The following is a 21,672-nucleotide window of genomic DNA, read 5'->3' as shown; positions in this document are numbered from 1 at the left end:
CAACATACAGTCAGGCGGGGTTTCGCGTCCATGGCGTATCAAAATGCGCGGTAATCAGCAGAACTACCAGTACCAATACCAGCAGGCCCAGAATGCCCAGCAGGGACAGGCGCGCAATAATAATGGACGCCACAATAATGGCGCCCAAAATCAGCATAATGGAATTGAAGAAAGCCTGAGCGGACTGCGCGCGGGAAGACGCGGCTTCCGCACAGGAAGAAGCCGTACCATGAGACATCATGCGGTTGTGCATCTGGGTGAAGGTCATGGTGTTCAGCTCCTTTCCGATGGGGGTTCGTTTCAGGTTGGTTTTTATTTTAGAGGCTTAAAGCGGGAAAGTCAACCGTCAAACTGACGGCGAAAATAACAGAAAAGTCAAATCAAAACAGAATCAATTATCTAAAATAGACAAAAACAGACGGGAAACGCGTTTTTTCGACCTGGGGAGGGCGAAGCCGTCTCCGCTCTGTCAGATGAGCAAAAAACAGGTTGCAAGTTGCAACAAAATGCGAATTGACTTGCAGGGGGGACGTGGTATCATAGAACCATAAAAGGTTCGTAAACGTTTGAGCTTGGGAGGAGACCGCGATGAAAACGGCCCTTCGTTACCTGCGGCCCTATGGCCGGCGGGTGTGCTGCGGCGTGACCATCAAATTCACCGCCGCGATCCTGGAATTGATCCTGCCGCTGCTGCTGGCCCATATCATTGACGACTGCGTGCCCGCGGGGGATCTGAACGCCATCTGGCGCTCCGGCGGGCTGATGATGGTGATGGCCTGCGGCGCGGCGATTTGCAACATCACCGCAAACCGCATGGCGGCCTGGGTGTCCATGGAGGTGACCCGGGTGCTGCGGCGGGACCTGTACAGCCGGGTGGAACGGCTGTCCTGCGCCCAGATGGACCGGTTTTCCATCTCGTCCCTGGTGTCCCGCCTGACCAACGATACCTATAACGTTCACCAGATGTTCGACAAGGTGCAGCGGGGCGGCATCCGGGCACCCATGCTGGTGCTGGGCGGCCTGGTGCTGACCTTTCTGCAGGCGCCGGCCCTGGGGCTGGTGCAGCTGGCGGTGTGCGGGCTGACGTTTTTCACCATCTGGCTTGTGACCCGCCGGGGCATTCCCTATTATACGAAGGCGCAGACGGCGGTGGACGCCGTGGTCCGCATCATCCGTGAGAACGCCTCCGGCGTCCGGGTCATCAAGGCCCTGGCCTGCCAGGGCCGGGAGCGGGAGCGGTTCCAGGACGCCAACGAGACCGCCCGCCGGACCGAGGAGACCGCCGGGTGCGTCATGGCTGCCGCCAACCCCATCACCGACTTCCTGCTGAACTCCGGCCTGGTGCTGGTGGTGGCTGTGGGCGCGGTGCTGGTGAACGCGGGACGGATGGACGCGGGCCAGATCGTGGCGTTTTTGTCCTATTTCGCCCTGATCCAGAACGCCACGCTGGGCATGGCGAAAATTTTCGTGAAGATCAGCAAGGGCGCGGCGTCCCTGCGGCGCATCGAAGAAATTATCCAGGCCCCCGCCGACCAGCTGGTGCGGCCCTCGGAGGAGCGCTCCGGCGCGGAGCTGGGAATGGAGGACGTGTCCTTCTCCTACCTGGGTGTGGAAAAAGACCTGGACGGCGCCAGCTTCTCCCTGAAAAAGGGGGAGATGCTGGGCATTCTGGGGCCCATCGGCAGCGGCAAGACCACTCTTGTAAGCCTGCTTCTGCGGCTGTATGACGCCGAAAGCGGCGTGGTCTGGGTGGGCGGCCGGGACGCGGCCTCTTTGGGCAGGGAGGACCTGCGGGGCAGGTTCGGCGTGGTGTTCCAGAACGAGGCGCTGCTGAACGACACCATTTATGAAAATATCTCCTTCCTCCGGGGCCTGTCCCGGGAGGACGTCATCGCCGCGGCTAAAACGGCCCAGGCGTGGGAGTTTATCGAGACGCTGCCGGAGGGCCTGGACACCCGGGTGGACATCCGGGGCGCCAACCTCTCCGGCGGACAGCGCCAGCGGCTGCTCATCGCTCGGGCGCTGGCGGCAAAGCCGGGAATTCTGGTGCTGGACAGCGCAGACAGCGCCCTGGACTACCGCACCGCCGCCGCCCTGTACGGCGCCATCCACCGGGACTGCCCCGGCGTGACCCTGGTGGTCATCTCCGAGCGCATCGCCTCTTTGCGGGAGGCGGACCGCATCCTGGTGCTGGAGGACGGAAAGATCGCCGACCAGGGTGACCACGGCCAACTCCTGGCCCGGTGCGGCCGCTACCGGCGGATGACGGAGCTGCAGATGGGGGGTGCCAACGGATGAAGAAGTCCCTCCTGGGGCGGATGGCCCGGTTCCTGCGGCCCTACGGCCCCAAGCTGCTTGTTCTGATGGTGCTGATGGTGGCCTCCAATCTTCTTGCGCTGATGGCGCCCATGCTGTCCGGCTGGGCGGTGGACGCCGTGGGCACGGAGGCCGGCGGAGTGGATTTCGCGGGCGTCCTGCGGAACGGCGGCGGGATGCTGGCCTGCTACGCCTGCTCCTCTATCCTCAATTATCTCATCGCCTCCCGGCTCATTAAAGTGGGCCAGGGGGTGTCTCACGACCTGCGGAAGGCGGCTTTCGACCGCATGAGCGAGCTGCCGGTGGAGTATTTCGACACCCACCCGGCGGGGGACCTCATCAGCCGTATCTGCTACGATGTGGACACGGTGAACGCCACCATTTCCTCGGACTTTCTGCAGCTCAGCACCAGCGCCCTGACGGTGGCGGGCTCGTTCCTGATGCTGCTGTTCATCTCGCCGAAGCTGACCTGTGTGTTCTTTGTGACGGTGCCCCTGTCCGTCGTGCTGACCCGGTTCCAGATGAAGCGGGTGCATCCGCTGTTCCGGCTGCGTTCCAGGGAGCTGGGCGCCCTCAACGGCTTTGCCGAGGAGCGGGTGGGCCGCCAGCGGGCCATCCGGACCTACGGCGTGGAGGACGCGGACCTGGAGCAGTTCGAGGCATTCAACGACAAGGCGTCCCGGGCCTATTACGAGGCGGACCGGGCCAGCGCCGCTCTGGGGCCCTCCGTCAACTTTATCAATAATGTATCCCTGGCGGCCATCAGCATGTTCGGGGCCCTGATGTACCTGAACGGCGCCCTGACCCTGGGGAGCCTGTCCTCCTTCGTCCTGTACTCCCGGAAGTTCTCCGGGCCCATCCGGGAGGCCGCCAACCTCCTCAGCGAGCTGCAGGCCAGTGCCGCCGCCGCGGAGCGGGTGCTGGACCTGCTGGATGAGACCCCGGAGGCGGGGGATACTCCGGACGCGGTGCCTGCCCGGGACCTGCGGGGCGACATCACCTTTGACCATGTGGATTTCGGCTACGACCCGGCCCGCCCGGTCCTGCGGGACTTCACTGCCCATGTTCCCGCCGGGAGGCTGGCGGCGGTGGTGGGGCCCACCGGCGCGGGCAAGACCACGCTGGTGAGTTTGCTGCTGCGGTTCTACGAGCCCCAGGGCGGTTCCATCACCATCGACGGCGTGCCGGTGGGACAGTACAGCCGGGACGGGCTGCGCCGGCGGCTGGCCCTGGTACTCCAGGATACCTGGCTGTTCGGTGGCACCATCGCCGAGAACATCGCCTACGGCACGGAGGGGGCCACCCGGGAGCAGATCATCGAAGCGGCGAAGGCCGCCCGTATCCACCGCTTCATCACCTCCCTGCCGGAGGGGTACGACACCGTCCTCACCGACGAGGGGGCGGGCATTTCCAAGGGCCAGCGGCAGCTGCTGGCCATCGCCCGGTGTCTGCTGACCGACGCGGACATCGTCATTCTGGACGAGGCCACTAGCAACGTGGACACGGAGACCGAGGGGGAGATCAGCCTGGCGCTGGAGCATCTGCGCCGGGGCCGGACCTGCTTCGTCATCGCCCACCGGCTGGCCACTATCCGGGGCGCGGACCGTATCCTGGTGCTGGACCAGGGCGGCGTGGCGGAGTGGGGCACCCATGAGGAGCTGCTGGAAAAGGACGGCATCTACGCCCGCCTGTATGCCGCGCAGTGGACAGATTTTACAGAGGCCTGACCGTACCGCGCCGGCGCGCTTTCCGGTTTTGGGGTATTCTGACGAGGCGCGTGGAGGATTTGAAAATACTGCGTTCACAGAGGGGAAGGGCGTGAAAACGTATTCCAAGCAAGGAGATGGGAAAATAGGGGTGACCGTCAAATTGCCGAAGAAACTGTGACTAAATTTGTGCATTTTAAATGACGATTGTGGATTTGATATAAAAAATTCACCGCAAAATGGCAAACATATGCATTGACAAACCTCACAAAAATTCTTTATAATGTAAACAACAGAGCGCAAACGTTTGCACAAAATGACCTCTGATCAAGGCCATCGGTGCAGACCGCGAAATGAGAATGGATGTGAGGGAAAAGAAAAAAATCGCCCAGGCAAGATTCCCGGCAGTATTGAGAAAGAGGTGTTACTGTGTCAAAGAAAGGTCTTCCCAAGAAACCACTGACGAAAACAAGGCTGAAAAACCTCATTTTGAACGTGATCAAGAATCCGTTCAACATGATCGTACTGGTCAGCTTGATCGTGCTGTTCTGCCTGATCGTCATTCCCCTGCTGACGATGGTCAAGTCTACCTTCACCATGGCCCAGTCCGAGCTGCGGCGCAATCCCGGCGCTACCATCGGACAGTTTACTCTGTATTACTGGAAATACATGATCGCCAGCAACATGAGCAAGGCTGTTCTGTGGGAGCCCCTGCTGAACTCCCTGTTCTGCGGCACCATGACGACCCTGATCTCCGTGCCCCTGGGCTCCGTCCTGGCATGGCTGATGATCCGTACCGACATCCCCGGCAAGAAGGTGCTGGGTCTGCTGGTCACCATCCCCTACATGATCCCCTCCTGGACCAAGGCTCTGGCCTGGCTGGCTGTGTTCCGTAACTCCACCAGCGGCGCCAACGGCTTCCTGGCCGGTATGGGCATCCCCATTCCCGACTGGCTGGCTTACGGCCCCATCGCCATCATCCTGTGCATGTCCATGCATTATTACGCCTTCTCCTACATCCAGGTATCCGGCGCGCTCCGCTCCATCAACTCCGAGCTGGAGGAGATGGGTGAGATCCAGGGCGCCAACAAGGCCCAGATCCTGCGCCACATCACCCTGCCCCTGATCATGCCCTCCGTGCTGTCCGCACTGGTCATGACCGTTTCCAAGTCCATCGGTACTTACGGCGTTGCCGCCAACCTGGGCAACCGTATCGGCTACTACACCCTGGCCACCAAGATGCGCGTGTTCATCGATCAGGGTCCCCGCGGCGTCGGTTACGCCATGTCCATCGTTCTGGTCGGCATGGCCGCTCTGATCCTGATGGGCAACCAGCGCATCATCGGCGTCCGCAAGTCCTATGCCACCGTGGGCGGCAAGGGCGGCCGCAGCACCCTGATGCCTCTGGGCGCCGCCAAGAAGCCCATGATGCTGTTCCTGTTCATCTTCCTGTTCCTGGCTATGGTCATGCCCTTCTTTGTGCTGATCATGGAGACATTCCAGATCACCACCGGCGCCGGCTACGGCCTCGAGAACCTGACCCTGTATAACTGGATCGGTACCACGGATGCCGCCGTGAAGTACACCAACTATCCCGGTATCTTCCGCAATCCCGAGTTCATGAGTGCTTTGTGGAACACCGTCCGCCTGTCCCTGATCGCCTCCATCATCACCGCCTTCTGTGGCCAGTTCCTGGGCTACATCAGCTCCCGCGGCCGCGGCAAGTGGTATGGCAACCTGACCGAGCAGCTGGTGTTCGTGCCCTACCTGATGAGCGGCGTGGCGTTCTCCACCATGTACTTCTCCATGTTCTCCCGTCCCCATCTGGGCGGCCTGATCCCCTCTCTGTATGGCACCTTTACCCTCATCATTCTGACCTCTGTGGTCAAGCACTTCCCCTTCGCCAGCCGCTCCGGTACCGCCAACATGCTGTCCATCAGCGTGGAGCTGGAAGAGGCTGCCGACATTGCCGGCGCCAGCTTCTGGAAGCGGATGACCTCCATCATCATCCCCCTGGCGAAGAACGGATTCATCTCCGGCTTCATGCTGGTGTTCATTTCCATCGCCAAGGAGCTGGATCTGATCATCATCATGATGACTCCCACCACCCGGACGCTGTCCTATCTGGCCTTCACTTACTCTCAGGAGGGCTACAACCAGATGTCCGACGCCATTTCCGTGTGCGTGCTGTTCTACATCCTGTTGTGCTACATCGCGGCCAACAAGATCGGCGGCGCCGACATCAGCAAGAGCTGGTAATCCACGGAGCCAATTGACTGAAAGGAAAGAATGATATGAGTCGTATTGAATTAAAGCATATTGATAAATTTTACGGCAGCAACCACGTGCTGCGGGACATCAACCTGACCATCGAGGACGGCGACTTCATGACCCTGCTGGGCCCCTCCGGCTGCGGCAAGACCACCACCCTGCGCGTGGTCTCCGGTCTGGAGAAGCCCCAGAACGGCATTATGACCATCGACGGCGTTGAGATGATCAACGCCAACGACGCCTACTATGCCGAGCCCAGCAAGCGCGGACTGAACCTGGTGTTCCAGTCCTACGCCCTGTGGCCCCACATGACCGTGTATGACAACATCGCCTTTGGCCTGAAGATCCAGAAGATGGATAAGGCTGAGATCGACCGCCGTGTCATGGACTCCCTGAAGATGATGCGCATCGATATGTACAAGGATCGCTATCCCACGGAGCTCTCCGGCGGCCAGCAGCAGCGCGTGGCCATTGCCCGTGCCGTGGCTTCCAGCCCCAAGCTGCTGCTCCTCGATGAGCCCCTTTCCAACCTGGACGCCAAGCTGCGTATCGACATGCGCGCCGAGCTGCAGCGTCTGCACAAGGAACTGGGTACCACCATCATCTATGTTACCCACGACCAGACCGAGGCTCTGACCATGTCCACCAAGATTGCCCTGTTCAAGGCCGGCGAGCTGAACCAGGTGGCCACCCCCATGGAGCTGTACAACAACCCCATCGATCTGGAGGCCGCCGACTTCATCGGCAACCCCCGCATCAACCTGATCCCCGGCAAGGCCGAGATGAAGAACGGCCAGCTGGTGGTCAAGAGCGAACTGGGCGGCCATACCTTCGGCGCCGAGTTCCTGACTGACGAGGAGAAGCCCGCCAGCGGCGAGTTCGACTGCGTGCTGGCCTGCCGCCCCGAGCAGATCACCATCTCCCGGGAGCCCGTGGAGGGCGCCCTGCCCGTCACCGTGTACGCCAACCAGCCCGCCGGTTCCGAAACCATCGTGACATTGAAGGCAGGCGACGAGGAGTTCCTGGTGAAGGAGCTGGGTCAGGTCCACTACGATCTGGACCAGAAGGTCTGGGCGATTATTGACCAGAACAAGCTCAACGTGTATAATAAAGAAACCACCCGTCTCATTAAGCGCGCGGTCTGACCGCGAGTTTATAAATGTCCCAGCGGAATTCCCTACATGTTTTCAAAACGAAAGGAGAAGACCCGATGAAAAAGAAGTTGTTTGCACTGCTGATGGCGGTTGTCATGGTTCTCAGCCTGGCATCCTGCGGCAAGAAGGCTGACACCCCCGCCGCACCCGCCGACCCCGGCACTTCTACTGAGGAGCCCGCTGCTCCTGCTGAGCCCACCACTGACCTCCCCCTGGGCTATGACCCCACCACCGGCGCTGAGGCCTACGGTCCCTACTGGGATGAGTGGAGCGACATGACCGACGAGGAGCTCTATGAGCTGGCTCTGAAGGAGGACACCACCATCAACGTCTATGCCACCTCCTCCAAGATGCTGAAGGCCGAGGAGCCTTTCGAAGAGATGTACCCCGGTCTGGATCTGGTCGTTTCCGACCTGGACTCCGACGAGGTTCTGAGCAAGGCTCAGATCGAGAACGAGACCGGCAACGTCACCGCCGACGTGCTGCAGACCAAGGATGTCAACGGCAGTGTGTTCTATGAGTACTACTATCAGGGCATCATCGAGCCCTTCTATCCCCGCGACATCTGCTCCCACATCGACGAGGGCAACCTGAAGTACAGCTATCCTCTGTACGCCTCTCAGGCCTTCTGGTATTATAACACCGAGGCGTTTCCCGATGGTCAGCCCATCGACAGCTGGTGGCAGATCATCGAGAAGGACGAGAATGGCAAGCAGCGTTTCCGCCTGTACACCAAGGAGATCGGACAGGAGTCTGCTTACCTGTCCCTGTTCGCCAGCTTCATCAACAACGCCGATCAGATGGCCGAGGACTACAAGCGCGTTTACGGCAAGGATCTGGAGTACACCTATGACGCTTCTTCCTTCAACTTTGAGGTGCCCGAGAACAACGCCGGTGTTGAGTACCTGTGGCGCTTCACTCAGGCTGAGATGACCTTCATCGGCGACGGTGACGAGCTGGTGCTGGCTGTCCATAACTCCACCAAGGACGATCCCGCTCTGTGCCTGGCCTCCGCCGGCAAGATCGAGAACCAGGAGGAGTCCGGCTACAACATCGCCTGGTGCATCAACCTGAAGCCTTACAATGCACTGCTGAACGTTGAATCCCTGATGGCCGTTGCCGGCTCCAACAGCCCTGCCGGCGCCCGTCTGTTCATCCGCTACATCACCGGCGGCGCTGACTGCCAGAGCGGCGGTCTGAAGCCCTTCACCAAGGTCGGCAACTGGCCTCTGCGTGACGACTTCGAGGATAAGAAGAACCCTGCCACTTTGTCTGAGCTGGGCGCTATCCCCAACGATCTGGACGCGATCTATGCCATCTATCCCGATGTTCAGGATATGTGGACCTACTGGCTGAACCAGAAGTAAGCATCCTGACCCATTGCTGATTGCGGAAACGCACTGGGCGGGCGGCCAACCGGCCGCCCGCCCTTCTAAAAGGAGGACCCCATGCTCGGCAAAGGCTCAAACCCCATCGAGAATCAAGAGTGGAACCAGAAGGTCACGAAAGCGGCGGACAGCTTTTGGTCGGCGTTTCAGATGACGGAAAACGGCAAGGTGAAAAGTACGCTGCTGCTGTACTCTTTCTGCCTGTGCTGGGTATTTATCGTCATTTATGCCGTCTCGTTCTTCTTTTTGCTGGACCCGCTGGAGGCACTGGTATCCGGCGAGCCGAAAGCCCTGGTCTATCTGACGGAGGCCCTGGTCCCCGCCGTCTTCGGGACAGCTGTGTGTATGCTGACCTGGCCGCTTTTTAAGGAAAAGCGGATGCTTCCGGCCAGCTTCACCTGGATGTTCCTGCTGGCCATGGCCTGCCTGATCGCCATGCTGGTCCTGATGCGGGATGAGCCGGAGGCGAGGAATCTGTTCCTCATTTTCTTCGCACAGGCCGTTCCGGCGCCGATCCTGCTGGGCGGCGGAGCATCGGCCTTTCTTTACAGTCGCTATCTGAAAAACCCGCCTGCGGTCAAGGAGGCGGAACCCTGGAAAAGGCAGTGAAATTATGATCGATACCGTTCTTTTTGACATGGGCGGCACGCTGGAGGACATCTATGTGGATGACGCCAGCAAAGAGGCGTCTGCCCGCGAAGTCCTGCGTATCCTGCGGGAAAAGGGAATCCCCGTTTCCATGGATGTTCCGGAGGCGGTCCAGGAGCTGGCCGAAGGCTGGGACCGCTACGCGGCCTACCGCGGCCCCACGAACCGGGAGCTGAAACCGGAGGAGATCTGGGGCAATTATGTTCTGAATGGCCGCTTTGGTCTGGACTTTGAGACGGTCAAGCCTTTCGCGGAGGAACTGGCCCATATGTGGGAAGTGACCTATTACCACCGCAGCCTGCGGCCCGGCGTCAAAGAGATGCTGGACGGGCTGAAGAGCCTGGGGATGAAGCTGGGCGTTGTCAGCAACACCGCCAGCATGTATCAGGTGTTCTGGATCCTGAAGGAGTACGGCATCCGGGATTATTTCCAGGATGTGACCCTTTCCTCCGTCACCGGCTACCGCAAGCCCGACCCCAATATCTTTTTGGTGGCCCTGAAGCAGGTGCAGTCCGACCCGTCCACCTGCGCCTACGTGGGAGACACCTTCTCCCGCGACGTCATCGGCCCTCAGAATCTGGGCTTTGGCGCGACGTTCCACATCCACTCCCACCTGACGGCGTCCCGGGACAAGGATGTGCCGGACGGCGTGAAGGCGACTTACAGCATCAGCGAGATCTATGATGTTTACACCATTTTGAAGGACGCGCACTGAAATGGAAAAGCCCCCGAACGGCAGTTATAAAACTGCGGCTCGGGGACTTTTTTATCAGGAGCGGTGCTTCCGGCAGGTGGAGCAACAGCCGTCACAGCCGCCGCAGCCGCCTTTTCTGCGGCGGCAGGACCGCAGGGCCAGCACCAGCCAGCCGCCCAGCAGGGCGAGGATCAGAACTTCCAGCATACGACCTCCTTATACTAAAACCTGATAAAAAGCTAAAAAGTTTTTTATAGTGCGGAGCACGTCAGGTTTTTATGAGACGGCGTGACGCACGGCATGTGCGGCACGAGCGTGTGAAGCACGCGGGATTTCAAATAAATCATTTTATTTGAAATCAGTATCACACCACAAGCAGGGCCGCGTGATACACCAGGAAGGCCACCACCCAGGCGACTACGCATTGGCTGAGGGCCACGCCTGCGGCCTTCCAGCCGGAGTCCAGCTCCCGTTTCACCGCGGAGATGGCGGCCACGCAGGGGGTGTACAGCAGGGTGAACACCAGGAAGCTCAGGGCGCTGACGGTGGAGAACAGCGTGCCCAGGGCCGCCACCGTGACCTCGGATCCGGCGCCGGTGAGGATACCCAGGGTGGAGATGACGGATTCCTTGGCGATAAATCCGGTGATGAGGGCGGTGGAGACCCGCCAGTCACCGAAGCCCAGGGGCTTGAACAGGGGAGCGAGAACGGCGCCCACGGTGGCCAGCAGGCTGTCGGCGCTGTCGCTGACCAGATTCAGCCGGGTGTCAAAGGTCTGGAGGAACCAGACCACGATGGTCGCCACAAAAATGATGGTAAAAGCACGGGTCAGGAAGTCCTTGGCCTTATCCCAGCACAGCTGGCCTACGCTCTTGGCAGAGGGGAAACGGTAGTTTGGCAGCTCCATGACAAAGGGGACGGGATTGCCCCGGAAGGCGGTGGCGCCCAGCACCTTAGCGGCGATGATGCCCACCAGAATACCGCCCAGGTACAGGCCGATCATCACCAGCGCCGCGTATTTGGGGAAGAAGGCGGCGGTGAACACGGCGTAGATGGGGATCTTGGCGGAGCAGCTCATAAAGGGCGTCAGCAGGATGGTCATGCGGCGGTCCCGCTCCGAGGCCAGCGTCCGGGTGGACATGATGGCCGGGACGGAGCAGCCGAAGCCGATGAGCATGGGGACGATACTGCGGCCGGACAGACCCATTTTCCGCAGAAGCTGGTCCATGACGAAGGCCACGCGGGCCATGTAGCCGGTGTCCTCCAGAATGGACAAAAAGAAGAAAAGAACCACTATAATAGGTAAAAAGCTCAATACACTGCCCACACCGGCGAATACGCCGTCGATGACCAGGCTGTGTACCACGGAGTTCAGGCCGTAAGCCGTCAGCCCGGCGTCCACAGCGGCGGTGAGGGCGTCGATGCCCGCCGCCAGCAGGTCGGAGAGGAACGCACCGATGACGTTGAAGGTCAGGTAGAAGATCAGCAGCATGACGCCGAAGAAAATAGGGAGGGCCAGATACTTGTTGGTGACGATGCGGTCGATGGCCTCGCTGCGGGTCCGCTCCCTGGATTCCCGGCACTTGACCACCGTGTCGGCGCAGACCCCCTCGATGAAGTCATACCGCATATCCGCCAGGGCGGCGTTGCGGTCCATGCCGTGCTCGGCCTCCATCTCCTGAACGCTGTGCTCGATCAGCTCCAGCTCGTTCTGGTCCAGCTCCAGCCGTGCCCGGATGTCCTCATCGCCCTCAATGAGCTTGGTGGCGGCAAAGCGGACAGGCAGGCCGGTCTTTTCGGCGTGGTCCTCGATCTGATGCACCACGGCGTGGATGCAGCGGTGGATGGGGCCGGGGGCGCAGAAGTCGTACACCTGGGGATAAACTCTGTTCTTGGCCGTTTCCACAGCGGTGCGGATCAGCTCGTCCACGCCCTCGTTTTTCACGGCGGAGATGGGGATGACGGGGATGCCCAGGGCGCGGCTCATGCCCTTGATGTCGATGGTGCCGCCGCCGCTGGTGACCTCGTCCATCATATTCAGAGCCAGTACCATGGGAATGCGCATCTCCATCAGCTGGAGGGTCAGGTACAGGTTCCGCTCGATGTTGGTGGCGTCCACGATGTTGATGATGCCGTCGGGCTTCTGGTCGATGATGAAATCCCGGGTGACGATCTCCTCCGGCGTGTAGGGCCGGATGGAGTAGATGCCCGGCAGGTCCACCACCGTGCAGTTTTTCTGACCCCGGACAGCGCCGGACTTCTGGTCCACGGTGACGCCGGGGAAGTTGCCCACGTGCTGGTTGGAGCCGGTGAGCTGGTTGAACAGGGTGGTTTTTCCGCAGTTCTGGTTTCCGGCAAGGGCAAAGATCATGCGTCCTTCACCTCCACCTCGATGCTGCGGGCGTCCTCCTTCCGCAGGGACAGGGAATAGCCCCGGACCCGCAGTTCGATGGGGTCTCCCAGCGGGGCAACCTTTTCCACCCGGACAGTGGTCTTGGGGATCAGCCCCATGTCCAGCAGGCGGCAGCGCAGGGGGCCTTCGCCGCCGACAGCTGTAATGATGGCGTCCCGGTTTAAAGGCAGAGTATCTAAAGTCATAACAATCTCCTCCTAAGTTAGTTCTTTCTAACTATGGAGAGTTTACCACGACTAACTGCCTTCGTCAAATAGAAAACTGTCAGAAAAACCGACAAACTTTTTCTGCCCTTTTGTGTAAGTTGGAAAGGCTTGCGGGAGCGGAAACAGCTGTGGTATACTGAAATATATGAAAGATGAGGTGTGCGGTTATGTTTTCATTCAACCATTTTAATTTCAACGTGGCCGATCTGGACAAGTCCCTGGCGTTTTACAAGGAGGCCCTGGGACTGGAGCCGGTGGGGGCGCGGAAGGAAGCCGCCGACGGCAGCTTTGTCATCGTCTATCTGGGCGATGGCAAAACGGACTTCCGGCTGGAGCTGACCTGGCTGCGGGACCATCCCCAGAAGTACGACCTGGGCGAGTGCGAGTTCCACCTGGCCCTCCGGGCGGAGGATTTTGAGGCCGCCCACAAAAAGCATGAGGCCATGGGCTGCATCTGCTTTGAAAATCCCACCATGGGCATCTACTTCATCAGCGACCCGGACGGGTACTGGGTCGAGATCATTCCCACACGGTGACGAAAAAGCCTCTCCGCGAAACGCCGCGGAGAGGCTTTTTATGTCAGGAGAGGGGAAATTCCGTGCCGCCGATCACGATGGCGGTGACGTCCGAGAGGTCGATGGGCTGGTCAAACACGGTGCCCGTGCTGAAAGTGGAGACGGTATACATACCGTCCGGCGTTCCGTTTTCTGAGAGACCGGCATTGAAATGCTGGGGGAGATCCGTCAGGGAGCCGTCCCGGCGGCGGAGCTGGGTGTTCCAGGCTTTGCCGTACAGCAGGCCGAAGCCCAGTTCCTCCCCTTGCGGCTCCCGGGCGGTGAAGCGGGCCTCCCAGGAAAGAGGCGAGAGGCGGAGTTCCGTTAGGGTCAGCCGGGGGTCGAACAGCTCTGTTTCGCCTCTCCAGTAGAGGGAGAGGTCCTGGTATTGAAGCGTCCAGGACTGTTCCCATTTGCCGGCGACCACCGTGTCGAAGTCCGGCACCAAATAGACCGTCAGCATCTGGTCGCCGTGCTCGCCGTCGTAGGTCACCACCTTGCTGCCGTCCGTCCTCACGCTGATGGTGAAGCCTTCGGAGCGAATGACGGTGGGCTCCGCCTCCGGGGGCAGGGCGGCCAGGTCCTCCTCCGTGACCGCCCAGTCGATGGTGCCGTCGGGGTATAGGATGGAGGTATAGGGCTTTCCGGCCTCCCCTGCCAGCTGGACGGACTCATCGGCGGTATACTGGTGGGGATGGCCGTAGTTTTCGGCGGTCACGGTGATGGTTCGGCCGTTCAGGGAGTCTCCGCCGTAGAAATGGGTCGACAGCAGATAGGTGATGGAGCGGTCATCCTGCTCCAGAATGGTTTCGCTCCAGCCGTACCCGTCAGCGTCTTCAAGAGAGATGTTCAGGGAGTCAAATTCCAGATAGCCGCTGGCGGTGACCGTTTCCGGGAAGTCGAACCGCAGCTTGATATACAGACAGGAGGGGTCTCCCAGGGTCTGCAGTACCGTCATGCGGACGCCCTGGTCCTCCGCTGTCTGCCCGACCTTTTGAACAGCGGGGCGCAGCTTATGGGCCTGCACCTTGGGAATGGACAGGGCTTCGGCCACCTGCTCATCCAGCTCCGGGGGCTCCTCCGGCACGGGCTTCGGCTTTGCGGGCTGGACAGGGGGCGCTTTTTCCTCCGGTACGGCGGCTTTCTCCGGCGCGGGCGGGGCCACGGCCTCCACCGCGGGCTTCCGGATGCCCAAAGCCTGGGTGATCTGACCGTTGGTGGCGTGATCCGCCGCGGCCACGACGCCGGCGGACAGGACACAGACCACGGCGGCGATCAGAAGGCCCCGCAGGGGCAGCCGCCGCTTGCGGGGCTGTTCCGCCGGTTCGCCGATACGGGAAAGGGCGCGGCGCTTCACGGCGTCCAGGTCGAACTGCGGCTCCTCGCCAAGCAGGGCGTCCAGCTCCTGCTCGGTGGGAATATGAAATTCAGTCACCGCAAACACCCCTTTCCAACAAAAATTGCTTCAGCTTTTTCCGGCCCCGGTGGAGCCGGACCCGCAGGGTGGAGGGATTTTGTCCCGTGACGGCGCTGATCTCCTCCACCGTCTGTTCCAGGTAGTAGTAACGGATGAACAGCGCCCGGTCCTCCGGGGACAGGGCGCCGATGGCCTGGTGCAAGGAGGCGTCCCGTTCCGCTGTCTCCGCCCGCTGCTCCGGCTGGGGCGCTTCATCCGCCAGCTCCCGGTCCTCCGGCAGCGCTTCCATGGGCCGGAACTGCCGCAGCTTCTGACGGGCGGCATTCCGGGCGATCGCCGCCAGATAGGGTTTTACCTCGCCTTTCAGACGCTCCCGGCTGTTCCAAAGGCTGACGAATACATCGGAGAGGACCTCCTCCATATCCTCGGGCGGCAGTGTGCGGTTCAGATAGGCCGCGATGATTTTGGCCGCGTAGGACGCATAACGGTCCATGGCCTCTTCCAGGGCGGCGGGATCGCCCAGCCGCAGCCGGGCGGATAGATCATCGTCCATGGGGCACCTCCTTTCCGGGGAGCGCTCCCCCGGCATTCACTTTCCTAGACGTGCGGCGGGGGAAAAACGTTGCGTCTTTTGCCGAAAAAAACCGCCGCGGAACAAACTGTTCCGCGGCGGTCAGCACTTTTTACCAGACCAGAGTTTCAAAGTAATCATCCAGCGTCTCCGCCCGCCGGATCAGCTCCACGCTGCCGTCCTCCCGGAGCAGCAGCTCGGCGGAGCGGAGCTTGCCGTTGTAGTTATAGCCCATGGAGAAGCCGTGGGCGCCGGTGTCGTGGATGACCAGCAGGTCGCCGATGTCGATCTTCGGCAGCATCCGGTCAACGGCGAATTTGTCGTTGTTCTCGCACAGGCCGCCTGACACATCGTACTTGTGATCGCAGGGGGCGTTTTCCTTGCCCATGACCGTGATGTGGTGGTAAGCGCCGTACATGGCGGGCCGCATCAGGTTGCAGGCGCAGGCGTCCACGCCGATGTATTCCTTGTAGATGTGCTTTTCGTGGATGGCCCGGGTGACCAGGTGGCCGTAGGGGGCCAGCATGAAGCGGCCCAGCTCCGTGCAGAGGGCCACATCGCCCATCCCGGCGGGCACCAGGATTTCTTCATAGGCTTTCCGCACGCCCTCGCCGATGACGGCGATGTCGTTGGCGGGCTGGTTGGGCTTGTAGGGGATGCCCACGCCGCCGGAGAGGTTGATGAAGGTGATGTGGACGCCGGTCTCCTGCTTCAGCTCCACCGCCAGCTGGAACAGGATGCGGGCCAGGGCGGGATAATACTCGTTGGAGAGGGTGTTGGAGGCCAGGAAGCTGTGGATGCCGAACTCCTTGGCGCCCTTGGCTGCAAGGCGGGTGAACGCCTCGGCGATCTGGGCGCGGGTCATGCCGTACTTGGCGTCGCCGGGGTTGTCCATGACCTGGAAGCCCTCCCGGGTCTCGCCCAGGGTGAACACGCCGCCGGGATTATACCGGCAGCAGACCTTTTCCGGAATGTGGCCGATGGACTGCTCCAGATAGTCCACCATGGTCAGGTCGTCCAGGTTGATGATGGCGTTCAGCTCGTCCGCCAGCTGGTACTCCCGGGCGGGGGTGTTGTTGGAGGAGAACATGATGCCATCCCCGGTGACGCCGCACCGCTGGGCCATGACCAGCTCCGCCTCGGAGGAGCAGTCGCAGCCGCAGCCCTCCTCTTTCAGGATTTTCAGAATGGCGGGGGTGGGAGTGGCCTTCACCGCGAAATACTCCCGGTAGCCGGGGTTCCAGGCGAAGGCGGCCTTCAGGCGGCGGGCGTTTTCACGGATGCCCTTCTCATCGTAGATGTGGAAGGGGGTGGGATACTGGGCGGCGATGGCCTCCAGCTGGTCTTTTGTCACAAACGGCGTTTTCATGGGCGGCGACCTCGAATCGTTCAGAATCGCGGGAAATCCCGCGTATTGGATACCATGTCTGCTATTTTACGATGTAAAGCGTTGCTCTGTCAAGAAATCCGGCGAGAAACGGCGAACTGCACGGGTTTTTCCCGGGAAGAGCCCGGGGATTTGTGGCTATTTTGGCTATCCTTTTGAAAAAATAACCCCTTGCCATTCCCGGCGGCAGGCGGTACAATGAGAAAAACCGCTTCGGCGGAGAAAGAGGATGAGCCGATGATCGTCGTAAACGCTTTGGGAGAACAGTGCCCGATCCCCGTGGTAAAGGCCACCCGCGCCCTGCGGGAGATGACCGAGCCGGGAACGCTGGAAATATTGGTGGATAACGAAACCGCCGTGCAGAACCTGCTGCGGATGGCCGCGGGGAACCATCTGACCGCCGTGACCGAAAAACGGGGCGAAAAGGAATTTGCCGTGAGGATGGAGGTCACGGCCCCTGTGGGTGATGCGCCCATCGAGGAGCCGGAGATGGCCTGTACCGTCCCCGCTGCCGGGGATTTCGTAGTGGCGGTGGATACCGATGCCATGGGCCGGGGCAGCGAGGAGCTGGGAAAGACTCTGATGAAGGGCTTCCTCTTCGCCGTCAGTCAGCTTCCCGTGCCGCCAAAGACCATGCTGTTCTATAACGGCGGCGCGAAACTGACCACTGAGGGCTCCGCTTCTCTGGAGGACCTGAAAAAGCTGGAGGAGCAGGGCGTGGAGATCCTGACCTGCGGCACCTGCCTGAACTACTACGGCCTGACGGAAAGATTAGCGGTGGGGTCCGTGACCAACATGTACTCCATTGTGGAGAAGCTGGCGGGCGCCGGGAAGGTGGTCAAGCCTTGATCTATCTGGACAACGCCGCCACTACCCGGCCCAAGCCCCCCGGCGTGGCGGATGCGGTGACGGCGGCCATGGACGGCTGGGGCAACTGCGGCCGGGGCGTCCACCCGGAGGCTCTGGCGGCGGCCCGGACGGTGTACGGCCTCCGGGAGAAGCTGGCGGGGCTGTTCGGCTGCCGGCGGCCCGACCATGTGTGCTTCACGCCCAATTCCACCCTGGCGCTGAACATCGCCATTTCCGGTCTGCTGGGGCCGGGAGACCATGTGATCTCCACCGACTTCGAGCACAACTCCGTGCTGCGGCCCCTGTACCGCCTGGAGCGGCAGGGAATGGGGCTGGATTTTGTGTCCGCCGACAGCCGGGGCCAAATCGACTATGATGATTTTGAACGGCTGCTGCGGCCCGACACCCGGGCGGTGGTCTGCACCCACGCCTCCAACCTGACGGGAGACCTGGTGGACATTGACCGGGTGGGGGAATTCTGCCGCGCCCATGGCCTGCTGTTCATCCTGGACGCCTCCCAGACGGCGGGAGTGTTCCCTATCGACATGGAGCGCCAGCACATCGACGTGGTGTGCTTCACCGGACACAAGAGTTTGCTGGGGCCCCAGGGCACCGGGGGACTGTGCGTCCGGGAGGGGCTGGACATCCGGCCCTTCGCCGTGGGTGGCACCGGGGTCCAGAGCTTTCTGGAGTCTCAGCCGGAGGAGTATCCTACCCGGCTGGAGGCAGGAACGCTGAACAGCCACGGCCTGGCGGGACTGTCCGCGGCGGTGGACTTTTTGCTGGAGACCGGGCCGGACAACATCCGGGCCCATGAGACGGCGTTAGCCCGGCGGTTCTACGAGCAGGTGCGGGAAATTCCCGGCGTGACCGTGTACGGCGATCACAGCAAAACAGAGCGGGCGCCTGTGGTGACTTTGAATATTGCCGACGTGGATTCCGGCGAGGTCGCCGATGAGCTGGCGGAGCGGTTCGGCATCGCCACCCGGCCCGGCGCCCACTGCGCGCCCCGGCTCCACCGGGCCCTTGGAACGACCGAGCAGGGAGCTGTCCGGTTCTCCTGGTCGTACTTCAACACGGAGGCGGAGACCGACGCGGCGGCGGAGGCCGTCCGTATCCTGGCGGAGGAATGAGATGCGCCAAAAACAGGAAAAGTGCGTGGTGACTTTCCGCACCACCGCCGGAGCCATGGCGATGGAGCGCTCCTGCAAGGAGGTGGGCCTTCCGGGGCGGCTGATCCCCGTGCCCCGGAGCATCACCGCCGGGTGCGGGATGTGCTGGGCGGCGCCGCCTGACGCACGGGAGGCGTTGGAGGACTTGGTGATGGCGCGGCACTTGATGATCGACGGCATTTATGCTATCATCCTGTGAGAAGGGAATGATGGTATGAATTGTGAGGAATGCGTCCACTACGACTATGACGACGAGATCGACGCGTATTACTGCACGATGGACCTGGACGAGGACGAGATGGAGCGGTTTCTGCGCAGCGCCAACAACGCCTGCCCCTTTTACCGCCGGGGCGACGATTACCAGACCGCCCGGCGTCAGTGAGGAGAGAGCAGCATGGAATTGGTGGATTTATATGACGAAAACCGGATACCCCTGGGCCGGACGGCGGAGCGCCACGCCCCCAAGGGACCCGGCGAGCACCGCATCGTGGTCCATGTCTGCGTGTTCGACAGCCGGGGCTGCCTCCTCATTCAGAAGCGGACGCCGGAGAAGCGTATTTGGCCCGGCTTGTGGGACGTGACCGTGGGCGGCGGCGTGGACGCGGGCGAGACCAGCCGCCAGGGCGCCGAGCGGGAGTTCCGGGAGGAGCTGGGGTATCCCCTGGACCTGACGGGGCTGCGGCCCTCCGTGACGGTGAATTTCCCGGAGGGGTTCGATGATTTTTATATCGTGAACCGGGACCTGGACGAGACGCAGCTGGCGCTCCAGAAGGAGGAGGTCAGCGCCGTCCGCTGGGTGACGCTGGAGGAGCTGCTGGCTATGGTGAAAAGCGGGGAGTTCATTCCCTATCCCGATGGCTTTCTGGAGTTCCTGTTCAGCATGCGGGATCATTTTGGATTTCCGACGAAGTGATGCAATAAAAAACAGTGCCGTGGCTGATGAGCCACGGCACTGTTTTTCAGTCCAGATTCGTTTGGATAGTCCGGCGGAACACGCAGTTCCCGCCCAGGTCGTAGTAACAGAAAACGCCGTCCTCGGAACAGGCGATGCGGTCCGCCCAGACCCAGGGGCTTTGCCAGCCGTGTTCAATGCCCATGACCCAGTAGGACAGCTCGCAGTCTTCCAGAATGACCTGCCCCTGTTCGTCCAGCAGGTCCCGGATACCGCTGCCGTCTGTCCGGGCACCTGAGCAGTATAGCTTTCCGGTCACGGGGTCGGTGAGGGTATCCCAGTCGTTGTAGCCGGGAAAGGCCAACTCCGGGCCTTCCTGGTATTCATATTCCGGCTCCACAAAGCTAGGCGGCGGGTCCATTGTGACGGCCCCGGTGTCCGGGTTCAGCCAGCAGGCGTAGCGGCTGCCTTCCGGGTCGTTTTCATCATACTTCCAGACCCGGCCTACATCATCTACCCAGTCCAGGCTAGGGCCGCCGTCCCACTGCCAGGTGAAGCCCTCGCCCAGATACGGCTCCAGAGCGGAGGCGGGGAAAGTCATGGCGGTGCTTCCGTCGGGATTCAAAATGAGGACGGAGCCGTCCGTCAGCGCCAACGCTAACCGGTCGCCGCTGAGGAGACAGCCGCCGCCGTAGCAGGGCGGCAGCTCCCGGACCCAGCTTCCGTCCGGGGAGGCCACGGTCAAATTGAAATCGCCCTCCGCCCAGGAACCCCATTCGTTCTCATGGCGGGCCGTGACCTCGCCCCGGTACAGCAGCAGAAACGGGGCGTAGGCGTTTGTCAGCCAGTCCCGCGCCATTTCAATTTCCGCGTAGACCGGCGGCGTCACCAGCCGCCCGTCGACGGTGACCAGGCCCAGAGTGGTGAGGGGGCCCATGTAGCTTTCCGTCTCCAGATAGCTGCCGATGTAGGGCAGCAGAAAACCGTAATCTCCACTGGGCCGGAGCGCGCCGTCCTCCCGGTAAGTATCGGCGTAGGCGTACTGCTCTTTCGCCGGTTCATAGGGCGTCAGCTTGGACCAGTCGGTGTAGACCGGGGAGAGGGGTTCCGGCTCCGGTGCGGGTTCCGGGGCGGGAGACGCGCAGCCCGCCAGCAGGATCAGCGCCAGTAGGGAAACCGTCAGCCGCTTCATGCGTTATCCCCCACATCCAGCACGGAGACATAGCCCTCATAGGCCACCAGTTTCTGCCCTTCCTCACTCAAAATCCAGTCGTAGAGGATTTTGGCGGGGGCGTCCTCCGGGAGGTCAGCGGCGGTGAGGACGTAGTAGTTGTTCAGGAACGGGTAGGCGCCGCTGCGGATGGTGTCGGCGCAAGGGACTACCCCGTCGATGGACAGAATTTTCAGGCCGTCGGCCATTTTCATGTCGTTGGCGTAGTAGTAGACCGTGTAGCCGATGGCGGCGTGGGTGCCGTCGTAGGCGGCCACGGCTTCAATGAGGTCGCCCATCTCCCCCCGGACGTAGTCTGCGGGGGCCTCCATCATGGGCAGATCTTTCATCACCAGCTTCAGCATGGCGGTCTGGCTGCCGGCCTCGGCGTTCCGCTGGAAGGGGACGATCTCCAGGTTATCGCCGCCCACCTCCGACCAGTTGGTGATCTCGCCAGTGTAGATTTTCTGCACCTGCTCCACGGTGAGGGAATCCACCGGGTTGTCCGCGTTCACCACGAACACCAGGGCATCTACGGCGAAGGGCTCCATGTTCCAGTCGAAGCCTTGCTCCTTTTTTTCCTGCCAGATGACCTCCGCGGGCTCGGCGGCGATGAGCAGGTCAGCGTTGCCCCACATCAGGTCTCGGTAGGACTGGGTGGTCTTGGAGAACTGGATAAGGTCGCTGACCTCCTCCCGGCTCTCACCCAGCAGGACGCTGGCGATGGCCTGGCCCAGGGGCACCGTGGAGGTGGAGCCGTTGAGACGGGGGAAGTTTTCCCGGGTAAAGAAAAACTGCTGAGGCTCCGGCGCGGGGGCCGGGGC

The 21,672-nt window shown here is 61.5% G+C and carries 22 protein-coding genes; 13 read left to right on the top strand and 9 right to left on the bottom strand.

What is annotated here, in order from left to right:
• Window positions 1-10 precede the first annotated feature (10 nt).
• On the bottom strand, window positions 11-268 hold the full coding sequence (locus JQM68_RS09395; RefSeq protein ID WP_235222753.1) for a hypothetical protein: 258 nt from the start codon (window positions 266-268) through the stop codon (window positions 11-13).
• Between the two features lie 320 nt (window positions 269-588).
• On the opposite strand from JQM68_RS09395, the gene JQM68_RS09390 reads away from it, so the two are divergent.
• From JQM68_RS09390 to JQM68_RS09360, 7 genes are all read left to right on the top strand, one after another.
• The gene (locus JQM68_RS09390) at window positions 589-2,298 is read left to right on the top strand and encodes an ABC transporter ATP-binding protein (RefSeq protein WP_235222752.1); all 1,710 of its coding nucleotides are present in this window, start codon (window positions 589-591) and stop codon (window positions 2,296-2,298) included.
• Window positions 2,295-4,043, top strand: a complete 1,749-nt coding sequence (locus JQM68_RS09385) for an ABC transporter ATP-binding protein (RefSeq protein ID WP_235222751.1) — start codon at window positions 2,295-2,297, stop codon at window positions 4,041-4,043. The genes JQM68_RS09390 and JQM68_RS09385 overlap by 4 nt, the downstream gene beginning before the upstream one ends.
• A gap of 408 nt (window positions 4,044-4,451) precedes the next feature.
• Window positions 4,452-6,281, top strand: a complete 1,830-nt coding sequence (locus tag JQM68_RS09380) for an ABC transporter permease (protein WP_235222750.1) — start codon at window positions 4,452-4,454, stop codon at window positions 6,279-6,281.
• Window positions 6,282-6,316: 35 nt separating this feature from the next.
• Window positions 6,317-7,438 carry an ABC transporter ATP-binding protein gene (locus tag JQM68_RS09375; RefSeq protein WP_235222749.1) on the top strand — a complete coding sequence of 374 codons (1,122 nt, stop codon included), beginning with the start codon at window positions 6,317-6,319 and terminating at the stop codon, window positions 7,436-7,438.
• 65 nt (window positions 7,439-7,503) lie between these two features.
• Entirely contained in the window at window positions 7,504-8,814 is a 1,311-nt protein-coding gene (locus JQM68_RS09370) for an extracellular solute-binding protein (protein WP_235222748.1), read from the top strand.
• A gap of 81 nt (window positions 8,815-8,895) precedes the next feature.
• Window positions 8,896-9,444, top strand: a complete 549-nt coding sequence (locus JQM68_RS09365) for a hypothetical protein (RefSeq protein ID WP_235222747.1) — start codon at window positions 8,896-8,898, stop codon at window positions 9,442-9,444.
• A 4-nt stretch (window positions 9,445-9,448) separates the two neighbouring features.
• Window positions 9,449-10,198: an HAD family hydrolase gene (locus tag JQM68_RS09360; RefSeq protein WP_235222746.1), complete on the top strand. Its 750-nt coding sequence runs from the start codon at window positions 9,449-9,451 to the stop codon at window positions 10,196-10,198.
• 54 nt (window positions 10,199-10,252) lie between these two features.
• Here the strand turns inward: JQM68_RS09360 and JQM68_RS09355 are convergent, their stop codons facing one another.
• The 3 genes from JQM68_RS09355 to JQM68_RS09345 form a co-directional block, all read right to left on the bottom strand.
• The gene (locus JQM68_RS09355) at window positions 10,253-10,384 is read right to left on the bottom strand and encodes a FeoB-associated Cys-rich membrane protein (protein WP_235222745.1); all 132 of its coding nucleotides are present in this window, start codon (window positions 10,382-10,384) and stop codon (window positions 10,253-10,255) included.
• Between the two features lie 157 nt (window positions 10,385-10,541).
• Window positions 10,542-12,548 (bottom strand): ferrous iron transport protein B, encoded by a 2,007-nt coding sequence (feoB, locus tag JQM68_RS09350; protein WP_235222744.1) that lies wholly within the window; start codon window positions 12,546-12,548, stop codon window positions 10,542-10,544.
• Entirely contained in the window at window positions 12,545-12,775 is a 231-nt protein-coding gene (locus JQM68_RS09345; protein WP_235222743.1) for a FeoA family protein, read from the bottom strand. The genes feoB and JQM68_RS09345 overlap by 4 nt, the downstream gene beginning before the upstream one ends.
• A 188-nt stretch (window positions 12,776-12,963) precedes the next feature.
• Here JQM68_RS09345 and JQM68_RS09340 point away from each other — a divergent pair, with 188 nt between their 5' ends.
• Window positions 12,964-13,332: a VOC family protein gene (locus JQM68_RS09340; RefSeq protein ID WP_235222742.1), complete on the top strand. Its 369-nt coding sequence runs from the start codon at window positions 12,964-12,966 to the stop codon at window positions 13,330-13,332.
• Between the two features lie 43 nt (window positions 13,333-13,375).
• Here the strand turns inward: JQM68_RS09340 and JQM68_RS09335 are convergent, their stop codons facing one another.
• The 3 genes from JQM68_RS09335 to JQM68_RS09325 all read right to left on the bottom strand — a co-directional run bounded on the left by JQM68_RS09335 (window position 13,376) and on the right by JQM68_RS09325 (window position 16,707).
• Window positions 13,376-14,785, bottom strand: a complete 1,410-nt coding sequence (locus JQM68_RS09335; protein WP_235222741.1) for a hypothetical protein — start codon at window positions 14,783-14,785, stop codon at window positions 13,376-13,378.
• Window positions 14,778-15,320: an RNA polymerase sigma factor gene (locus JQM68_RS09330; RefSeq protein WP_235222740.1), complete on the bottom strand. Its 543-nt coding sequence runs from the start codon at window positions 15,318-15,320 to the stop codon at window positions 14,778-14,780. Before JQM68_RS09330 ends, JQM68_RS09335 begins: the two co-directional genes overlap by 8 nt.
• 130 nt (window positions 15,321-15,450) lie before the next feature.
• Window positions 15,451-16,707, bottom strand: coding sequence for a diaminopimelate decarboxylase (locus JQM68_RS09325; RefSeq protein WP_235222739.1), 1,257 nt, complete (start codon window positions 16,705-16,707; stop codon window positions 15,451-15,453).
• Window positions 16,708-16,923: 216 nt separating this feature from the next.
• Here JQM68_RS09325 and yedF point away from each other — a divergent pair, with 216 nt between their 5' ends.
• The 5 genes from yedF to JQM68_RS09300 are packed head-to-tail and all read left to right on the top strand — an operon-like array spanning window position 16,924 to window position 19,659.
• Window positions 16,924-17,574, top strand: coding sequence for a sulfurtransferase-like selenium metabolism protein YedF (yedF, locus tag JQM68_RS09320; protein ID WP_412758467.1), 651 nt, complete (start codon window positions 16,924-16,926; stop codon window positions 17,572-17,574).
• The gene (locus JQM68_RS09315; protein ID WP_235222738.1) at window positions 17,571-18,707 is read left to right on the top strand and encodes an aminotransferase class V-fold PLP-dependent enzyme; all 1,137 of its coding nucleotides are present in this window, start codon (window positions 17,571-17,573) and stop codon (window positions 18,705-18,707) included. The genes yedF and JQM68_RS09315 overlap by 4 nt, the downstream gene beginning before the upstream one ends.
• Window position 18,708: 1 nt before the next feature.
• A complete protein-coding gene (locus tag JQM68_RS09310) occupies window positions 18,709-18,945 on the top strand; it encodes a DUF3343 domain-containing protein (protein ID WP_235222737.1) in 237 nt (78 codons plus the stop codon).
• 15 nt (window positions 18,946-18,960) lie between these two features.
• Window positions 18,961-19,128 carry a DUF6472 family protein gene (locus JQM68_RS09305; RefSeq protein ID WP_235222736.1) on the top strand — a complete coding sequence of 56 codons (168 nt, stop codon included), beginning with the start codon at window positions 18,961-18,963 and terminating at the stop codon, window positions 19,126-19,128.
• 12 nt (window positions 19,129-19,140) lie between these two features.
• Window positions 19,141-19,659 carry an NUDIX hydrolase gene (locus JQM68_RS09300; RefSeq protein ID WP_235222735.1) on the top strand — a complete coding sequence of 173 codons (519 nt, stop codon included), beginning with the start codon at window positions 19,141-19,143 and terminating at the stop codon, window positions 19,657-19,659.
• A 46-nt stretch (window positions 19,660-19,705) separates the two neighbouring features.
• Here JQM68_RS09300 and JQM68_RS09295 read toward each other — a convergent pair whose 3' ends face one another.
• Both JQM68_RS09295 and JQM68_RS09290 read right to left on the bottom strand, forming a co-directional pair.
• Entirely contained in the window at window positions 19,706-20,830 is a 1,125-nt protein-coding gene (locus tag JQM68_RS09295) for a hypothetical protein (RefSeq protein WP_235222734.1), read from the bottom strand.
• A partial coding sequence (locus JQM68_RS09290) for a PstS family phosphate ABC transporter substrate-binding protein (protein ID WP_235222733.1) occupies window positions 20,827-21,672 on the bottom strand: 846 nt, incomplete at its 5' end. The genes JQM68_RS09295 and JQM68_RS09290, both read right to left, overlap by 4 nt.

The organism is Oscillibacter valericigenes (assembly GCF_021531435.1).
Taxonomy (GTDB): Bacteria; Bacillota; Clostridia; order Oscillospirales; family Oscillospiraceae; genus Oscillibacter; species Oscillibacter valericigenes_B.
Note: the sequence above shows the minus strand (reverse complement) of the source record. Positions and strands in the feature narration are given on the sequence as shown.